We start from the raw sequence: 7,768 nt of genomic DNA on the forward strand, positions 1-7,768 counted from the left end.
CCTATCTTTGCTGGAGAACAGTATCGGTATTCAACAAACTAACCCAATAGCTCATGATTAAACTAGTAGTTCCTGTAGATTTCTCTACTTTTTCCATGCAGGCAATCAGCTTTGCTACCCCACTAGCAAAAAAATTAGACGCCAAACTTCTTCTTCTACATGTAAAAAGTGTACCGATGCACTGGGATAAGTTAGACGCTAGCCAGCGTAGCCACTACGCAGAGGTAGAGGCCGAGCTAAGCTTAGCTGCGGACAAGTTAGAAGGCCTCCGAAAGACAGTGGCTGAAGCAGGCGTACAGGTAGAAACACAGCTGAAAACCAATTCAGGAAAAGACAAAATCTACGCTTTCATCGATGCAGAACAGGTCGACTTAGTCGTGATGGGTTCTCATGGCAATTATGGCTTTAAGGAGCATGTGCTAGGTACTAATACCTACAGTGTGCTCAGAAGGCTTCAGGTGCCCGTCCTCGTCGTAAAAGAAGATACTGCAGAAAGCAACCTAGAACGCATCTGCATCGCTTCAGACCTACGCGAAGCATCAGGTCCGGCTTTTAGCCGCTTGGAGAAAATCTTAGAAGCGCTGCAAGTAAAAATGGAGTTGCTCTTCGTCAATACCCCGAATCATTTTATGGAAACGCGTGATATCGAAGCCTTAGCTGCTGATTTCATGAAACGTTTCGGGCAGTATAACCACACCCTGCACGTCATCGATGCCTTTAAAGAAGAACGTGGAATCGAGTATTTCGTCGAAAAAGAAGGCTGCGATGCTGTCGCTGTCATCACTTCGGGGAAGTCAGACCTACGGCAGTATTTCTCACCGAGTATCACGGAGAACCTCATCGCACAGGTTAGCTTCCCCGTACTGAGTATCAAAGGCTAAAAAATCAAGACCAAAAGCTGAATTCCTTAGGGGTGCGTTTCGCATCCCTTTTTTTGTCGCTCAGACATAAAAAAAAGCAGAGAAAACTCCTCTGCCTTTATCTGAAAACTAAACCAACTATTATTTAACTACCACAATTATAACAAAAATAATTATAAAAAAAGAATTTCAAAATATTTTTGTCTCCAAAATCGGTAATTCGCCTTATTTATTCGAAACCTTAAAGAGCAAGCCAAGCGCTAAGGCCTGCGAGAACTGAATATCCGGATCTATATCGAAGTCATACACATTAATACTGGTGAAGGTTACATCGACATATTTGGTAATATTCGCGATAATGGTAAGATCTAAGCGATGATCGATTTTCTGAAGAGAAAGCGTTTCATAGTTGGCGAACATTTGGTAGCGCGTCTGAATGCGGAGGTTATCCGAAATTTTCTTGTTATAGGTTAAGAAAATTTGTGCAGCGGCAAATTCAGTCCGCAACCTTCTCCCAGGCTCTACCCCATAATTAGCAGGAAACGTTTGGAAGAGCGTAGCATCTCTAACGATGGTTAGGCGGGGGGAAAAGGAGAAAGGCGTAGCGCGAACTCTTGGTTAGGCTTGTACTCCGCACCGATCGCTCCAGTTATAAATGCTGGCGCAAAAAAGCGGCTAATAAGAACAGGCTCATCTCCTCTGAAATCAAATCCATCTGCGGCCTGAGTGATGAGGTTAAAAGCTCCAAAGTAAGACCACTTGTCTGAAAAGCGTAAACCGACCTTAGAATCTAAGAAAATCCGGTCATTCGCTTTACGGGTTTCTTCCCCTTCATTTCGGACTACACCATAAATAAATTCAAACTGATTATCAAAGGTCAACTTCCCCTTGGCGTAATTGGCATTTGCCTGAACGATTGTCCCTAGGGCGATGGTATTCACCCCTCCCGCGGCCCAGTTACCACTGAAGGCCGCCTGATTAAAATTAAAGCCGAGGCTAAGGTTAGAGGTCCAATAAGTCGTGTCGCGTGCGGCTGGGGTTTCTTCTTGAGTGGAAGCGCTGTCCTGGTCTTGTGCAGCAAGCAGGCCCGACATAAGCATAAGCATACAGGTAAACAATAGTGACTTTTTCATATAGGAAATAGCTTAAATAAAACAAGATGGCAATATAAGTCATTATATTTAGGGGGTAAAAAGAAATCCACGCTAAAAACGGGACCGAGGATAAAACAAAGCCCCCGTTCTTTTTCGTATGTAGCTTGAAATGAAACCAATTTATGTTTAGAACCACATATCTGCTTTGGGTAGGGGCATTCCTTCTACTCGCCTCCTGTTCGAGTATCGATATTTTTAAAGAGAAAACAGAAATCCCTCCTTATGGAACGTATAAGAGTTTTGTGATCGTCAACCAAGAGACGGGGTTTCGGGCATTCAATAATGAATTTTATGATGAGCTCGTCTTAGTGGAGCTACAGCGCCACCTCGAAGACGCGGGGCTACACTATGAAAAAACCAATCCGGATCTGATCATCCGTTTTGGAAGTAATGAGGACCCGAGACAGAAAGAAATCATCAATAATCCCGGCATGATGCCGATGTGGGGTATGCGCATGTGGGCCTGGGATCCTTTTATGTTCAATCCCATGATGATGCCCCAGAATTTTAACAACTCCCGCACGCGTAACTACGAGCTCATGCAGCTGATCGTGGACTTTATCGACCCCAAGCAGGAAAAGTATTTGATGCGCGTCACCGCCGTAACCGAAGTGCAGTCAGACCGAGAAAAAAAGCGTCGCCTCATAAAAAGTACGGATAAAGTAGTGAAAACCTATCAGCAGCATCTCGTACAGCGCTAATTCACTACCGAAGAAAGTGCTGCACTTGATTCAGAATCATTTTAGTTCATTTACAAAAACTGTCTTTTCATTTCTTAGGTAGTAAACATTTGGTTTCTCATTATTTGTTCCACCGAATAAGCCGTATATTTAGTGAAAAGAGTCCGCAAACTTTCCCCCAAGAAGGTTTGTTATCCTAAAAAATCAAAGTATCATGGCAAGAGCAAGTTTAACCTTAATACACGCATTCCGAAAAACGATTCAGAAACTAAAGCAGGGCGCCGCCTATCAATGGGGGCATATGGGGGCCTGTAACTGTGGCAACCTCGCCCAGGAGTTGTGCTCGCTATCGAAGGGCGAAATTCATGCCTTCGCGATGCAAAAGCACGGGGACTGGAACGAGCAGCTCATCGACTACTGTCCTACCTCCGGCTATCCGATGGATCTTATGATCCAAAAAATGCTCGACGAAGGCTTGACCATTGACGAGCTTGGACACCTCGAGCGCCTTTCGGACCCAGTAGTTCTCGCCGACATCCCGTTCGAGCGCAGAATGAAATTGGAGAAAAACCGAAAGGAAGACGTACTCCTCTATATGGAAACTTGGTTGCGCCAGTTAGAAGCCGCTTGGACACGTGAGCAGCCACTTCCTGACTTCTCAGAGGCAAGCCCTAAAAAAGTAGAAAAAGAAAGCGAGAAGGTATTGGTGTAACGCTATATTTTCTCTTAATTCGCGCCGTATTTAACGCTAAATGCACAGTATATGGATGAATTCGAAGATGACTTCGACTTGTTCGAAGGTGAAGACGAGGAGTTGGATCTAGACATGGACATGGACTTCGATGAGGACGTCTATGACCTAGACGATGACAGCGACCTAGGTGAAGAGGGCTTCTTGGAGTTTGATGACGAGGAGCTAGACGAAGAAGACGACGAGTTGTTTTAATCCTGGAGTACTTTGGCCCGAGGGCCAAAGTCTATGAAGCGAACAGAGCGCGGCGAAACGAAAGTGAAGCGAGGTGAATAACTTCGCTTTTTTTTATGCTTGATTTTGTGACGTAACCCTTGTGTATTATCTTGCGTAAAATTTACTAAACAAAGCATTTACGACTATGTTACTTCAAATATTCAGCTCTCCGATCGAATCAGGTGCACAACTGTTCATCCTTATCGTGTGTATCCTTCTCGGCTTAGGCGCAGGTATTTCTGCTGTCGATTTTAGAAAAACGGTACTGAAGCCGGATGACGAAGAGGAAGAGAAGAAACAAAAGGCTTGATCATAAAGTACTTTACTAATATAAAAAAAACCTCCCTTTTGGGAGGTTTTCTATTTTCATACCTTTTGCTTCTTTTGCAAGTGTGAGTCCTTTGCACGGCTAGTGCACATCGCCCATCAACTTCCGAATCGGCTTCGCGAAAATTAGGAGCACCACTCCCGCGCCCACCAGGGTGTACACGATGAGCATGTACTGAGCAGGCATATTCGCTAGTGCTTCAGCAGAGCCTCCAGAGGCTTCACCGGCAATCTGGCCTGCTACGAGGTTTCCGAGGGACACAGACAGGAACCAGATGCCCATCATTTGTCCTCCGTAAGATTTGGGCGCCAACTTGGTCACTAAACTTAGACCGACAGGTGAAAGGCTCAGCTCACCGAAGGTATGCAGCATATAGGTGATAATTAACCAGGTGGGAGCGGCCAGTTCACCAGAGGCAGCGATTTTAGCCGCAAAATACATAACAAAGAAGCCCGCACCGGCCAGAAGTAGTCCAAAAGCGAACTTGAGAGGAGAAGAAGGTTCCAGCTGCATCCGCCCTAAATGTACCCAGAGAGCCCCAAAAACGGGGGCAAAAAGGATGATAAACATGGAGTTTACAGATTGGAAATAGCCGGCAGGAATTTCCCATCCGAAGACGGTTCGATCTGTGAAGCGCTCAGCAAAGAGGTTCAGAGTAGAGCCAGCCTGTTCGAATCCCGACCAGAAGAAGACCGAAAAAACGAACAAGATGAAAATTACGCCTACTTTTTTCTTCTCATCGACAGTGAGGCCACCGAGGAAGAAGACATAGCCTAAGTAGAGGATGGCTACGGTCAGGATGGTGTACTTCGAAAATTCGGCTAAGACATTCACATTTATCGGAACGAGGCCGCCGAGGCTCAGGCCTGTGGCTATAACGAGAACGACTACCATGCCCATCAGCCAGCGCTGCATGCGCTTCTTTTCGTTTTGTCCTTCAGCCCCTGTAAAGGTGACGGCCTCTCCTACCCCATCGAGATGATGTCCGGTGAGCTTAAACTGGAAGAGGCCGATCAGCATGCCCAGGCCCGCCAAGCCGAAGCCCAGGTGCCAGTCATACACAGCGGCGGTGCTACAGGCGATCGGCGCGATGAGGGCACCGATGTTAATGCCCATGTAAAAGATGGAAAATCCAGCGTCCCGCTTGCTGCTATTGGCCGGGTACAGTTGGCCTACGATGGAACTGATATTTGGCTTGAGTAAGCCCGTTCCGATGACGATAAGTACCAGCCCGAGGTAGAAGGACAGCGTATCTAAGGGGACAAGTGCTGTTTTCGGGCCTTCGAGGGGGGCGATCCATTCGTAGAGACCGGGGATGGCCATGGTAAAATGTCCGATGGTGATGATGATACCTCCATAATACACGGACTGCTTGAGCCCGAGGAGTTTATCGGCCACCCAGCCACCAGGAAGTGCGAGCAGGTAAACCCCCATGGTGTAAAGTCCATAGATGGCGCCAGAAGTTTTATCGTCGAAGCCTAATCCTCCTTCCACGATGGCGGTGGTCATGAATAAAATCAGGAGGCACGCATGCCGTAATAGCTGAAGCGCTCCCACATTTCTGTAAAAAAGAGCGTCATGAGGCCCTTAGGATGGCCAAAACGGGTGGGGCCCTCATATAAATCGGCGCCCACGTCCTTTAAGACACGATCTGGAATTTTTTCCACTTACTCTAAATTTTAATGAAAACCAATAAAATACAATGATAACATTTTTTTAATGAACTGGGGAGTTCACCGAGAAATCACCTAGTAAAAAACATAAATTGATAAAAAAGTAAGAACTAAACTGATTTTTTAAGCTATGTCTATTTAGCGAAAAACAGTTACGAAATCGATTGAAAAGGCAAATTTCTTCTTTTTTTTACCCGTAGTTATCAGCATTGTTGCCTATCTTTGAATGGTGTTATTAATCCAAACAAAAAAATATGATCGCGCAGAACCTTGAGCTCAACTCTTCAGACAAGAGCTTATCTGCCCTCGGCATCAAGAAGGCAGGTAAAGTTTTTTTGAATCTCACACCGGCCGAGCTGGTGGAGCACGCATTAGCGAACAACGAAGGTGTTTTAACGGACACTGGAGCCTTAATGTCAGATACCGGTGAATTTACCGGACGGTCTCCTAAAGATCGCTTTATTGTTAAAGATAGCAAAACTGCGGACAGTGTATGGTGGGGAGATATCAATATTCCCTTCGAGGAAGAAAAATTCGAGCAGCTGCATCAGAAAATGCTGGCTTACCTCGAAGACAAGCAGCTGTACATTCGTCAGGCCTATGCTGGAGCAGATCCGAATTACCGCCTGAACTTAACAGTAGTGAACACGCTGGCTTGGCAAAATCTTTTTTGCTACAACATGTTCTTACGCCCTAGCGCCGAGGAGCTCGTAGACTTCCCTTCTGATTTTACCATCATCTGTGCTCCTGGTTTTCAAGCAGACCCAGAAGTAGATGGCACGCGTCAGAAAAACTTCGCGATCCTGAACTTGTCTAAGCGCATGATCCTAATCGGTGGCACTGCCTATGCCGGTGAAATGAAAAAAGGTATTTTCTCCGTATTAAATTATGTGCTTCCTTACGAGCGTAATACGCTTTCCATGCACTGCTCTGCGAACGTAGGAAAAGAGGGTGACGCAGCCATTTTCTTCGGTTTATCCGGAACAGGCAAAACGACGCTTTCCGCCGACCCGAACCGTGGACTTATCGGTGATGATGAGCATGGCTGGACTGACGAGGGAATCTTTAATTTTGAGGGCGGCTGCTACGCAAAAGTAATCGACTTAACCCGCGAAAAAGAGCCTGAGATCTGGGATGCGATTAAATTTGGCGCCATCGTAGAAAACACACGCTTCTTGCCAGGAACGCGTACTGTGGATTACACGAACAATTCTGTCACTGAGAATACACGTACAGCCTACCCGATTCACCACATCTCGAATGCAGTAGAGCCTTCTCGCGCAGGAATTCCGAAAAACATTTTCTTCCTTACCGCAGATGCTTTCGGCGTAATCCCTCCGATTTCGCGCTTGAATAAAAGCCAAGCCATGTACCACTTCATCTCGGGTTACACCGCGAAAGTGGCAGGTACAGAAGTCGGAATTACAGAGCCGAAAACAACCTTCTCCGCATGCTTTGGCGCAGCCTTCCTACCCCTACACCCGACAGCCTACGCGACCCTCTTCGGAGAGAAAATGGAAAAGCATGATGTAAAAGTATGGTTGATCAACACGGGCTGGACAGGTGGTCCTTACGGAATCGGATCCCGTATGAAATTGAAATATACCCGTGCTATGATTACAGCAGCCTAGAAGGGGCTTTGGATAATGTCGGCTATCGTCAGCATTCCGTGTTTGGCGTAGGCATTCCTGAGACCTGCCCGAATGTTCCGGACGAAGTACTCAGCCCACGTGCCACATGGACGATAAAGAGGCCTACGATAAGAAAGCGCGCGAACTCGGTGCAGCCTTTATCCAAAACTTCGAGAAATATGCAGCTGGTGCGAGCGCGGATATCTTAGCCGGAGCACCGAAAGTATAAGTAATTCCTTTTTTGGCCTTACCAAAAGAGCATTAAGGGTGCATGCATCCACTAAAAAGCGCCTACTTCGACACGGAGTAGGCGCTCTTATTTGCGTAAAATGGCGGCGTGCCAGCACCTCCTGTTCTGATGGTACGTTGCATGAGCTACCCATTCGAGCTACCCTGTAGTAATTAATCCGATCGTGGCCAGGGACATTCCGGAGAGTTTTCCCAAAAACGCTTCGCAAGGATGAAAATAGCCTAA

9 protein-coding genes and 1 pseudogene are annotated in these 7,768 nt (G+C 46.5%); 6 read left to right on the forward strand and 4 right to left on the reverse strand.

Annotated features, from left to right (window positions below; genetic code table 11):
• Nucleotides 1–53: 53 nt before the first annotated feature.
• A complete protein-coding gene (locus A3SI_RS07245) occupies nt 54–881 on the forward strand; it encodes a universal stress protein (RefSeq protein WP_009054741.1) in 828 nt (275 codons plus the stop codon).
• Between the two features lie 204 nt (nt 882–1,085).
• On the opposite strand, the gene A3SI_RS22430 is transcribed toward A3SI_RS07245, so the two are convergent.
• Complete coding sequence (locus A3SI_RS22430) at nt 1,086–1,367, reverse strand: hypothetical protein (protein ID WP_316929123.1); 282 nt, start codon at nt 1,365–1,367, stop codon at nt 1,086–1,088.
• A 68-nt stretch (nt 1,368–1,435) separates the two neighbouring features.
• A complete protein-coding gene (locus A3SI_RS22435; RefSeq protein WP_316929124.1) occupies nt 1,436–1,993 on the reverse strand; it encodes a DUF3078 domain-containing protein in 558 nt (185 codons plus the stop codon).
• A gap of 143 nt (nt 1,994–2,136) precedes the next feature.
• Between A3SI_RS22435 and A3SI_RS07255 the strand changes: the two genes are divergently transcribed.
• From A3SI_RS07255 to A3SI_RS19510, 4 genes are all read left to right on the forward strand, one after another.
• Nucleotides 2,137–2,715, forward strand: a complete 579-nt coding sequence (locus A3SI_RS07255; RefSeq protein ID WP_009054743.1) for a DUF4136 domain-containing protein — start codon at nt 2,137–2,139, stop codon at nt 2,713–2,715.
• A gap of 193 nt (nt 2,716–2,908) precedes the next feature.
• Entirely contained in the window at nt 2,909–3,406 is a 498-nt protein-coding gene (locus tag A3SI_RS07260; RefSeq protein ID WP_009054744.1) for a hypothetical protein, read from the forward strand.
• 102 nt (nt 3,407–3,508) lie between these two features.
• A complete protein-coding gene (locus A3SI_RS21535; RefSeq protein WP_262491762.1) occupies nt 3,509–3,640 on the forward strand; it encodes a hypothetical protein in 132 nt (43 codons plus the stop codon).
• Nucleotides 3,641–3,806: 166 nt separating this feature from the next.
• Nucleotides 3,807–3,971, forward strand: coding sequence for a hypothetical protein (locus A3SI_RS19510; RefSeq protein WP_009054748.1), 165 nt, complete (start codon nt 3,807–3,809; stop codon nt 3,969–3,971).
• Nucleotides 3,972–4,070: 99 nt separating this feature from the next.
• On the opposite strand, the gene A3SI_RS07270 is transcribed toward A3SI_RS19510, so the two are convergent.
• Together A3SI_RS07270 and A3SI_RS23200 are read right to left on the reverse strand one after the other, a co-directional pair.
• Complete coding sequence (locus A3SI_RS07270; RefSeq protein WP_009054750.1) at nt 4,071–5,498, reverse strand: peptide MFS transporter; 1,428 nt, start codon at nt 5,496–5,498, stop codon at nt 4,071–4,073.
• 8 nt (nt 5,499–5,506) lie between these two features.
• A complete protein-coding gene (locus A3SI_RS23200) occupies nt 5,507–5,656 on the reverse strand; it encodes an amino acid/peptide transporter (RefSeq protein WP_009054751.1) in 150 nt (49 codons plus the stop codon).
• A gap of 260 nt (nt 5,657–5,916) precedes the next feature.
• Between A3SI_RS23200 and pckA the strand changes: the two are divergent.
• Nucleotides 5,917–7,522: pseudogene (pckA, locus tag A3SI_RS07275) on the forward strand (phosphoenolpyruvate carboxykinase (ATP)).
• Nucleotides 7,523–7,768 lie beyond the last annotated feature (246 nt).

It is taken from the genome of Nitritalea halalkaliphila LW7, assembly GCF_000265075.1.
In the GTDB taxonomy this organism is placed as follows: Bacteria; Bacteroidota; Bacteroidia; order Cytophagales; family Cyclobacteriaceae; genus Nitritalea; species Nitritalea halalkaliphila.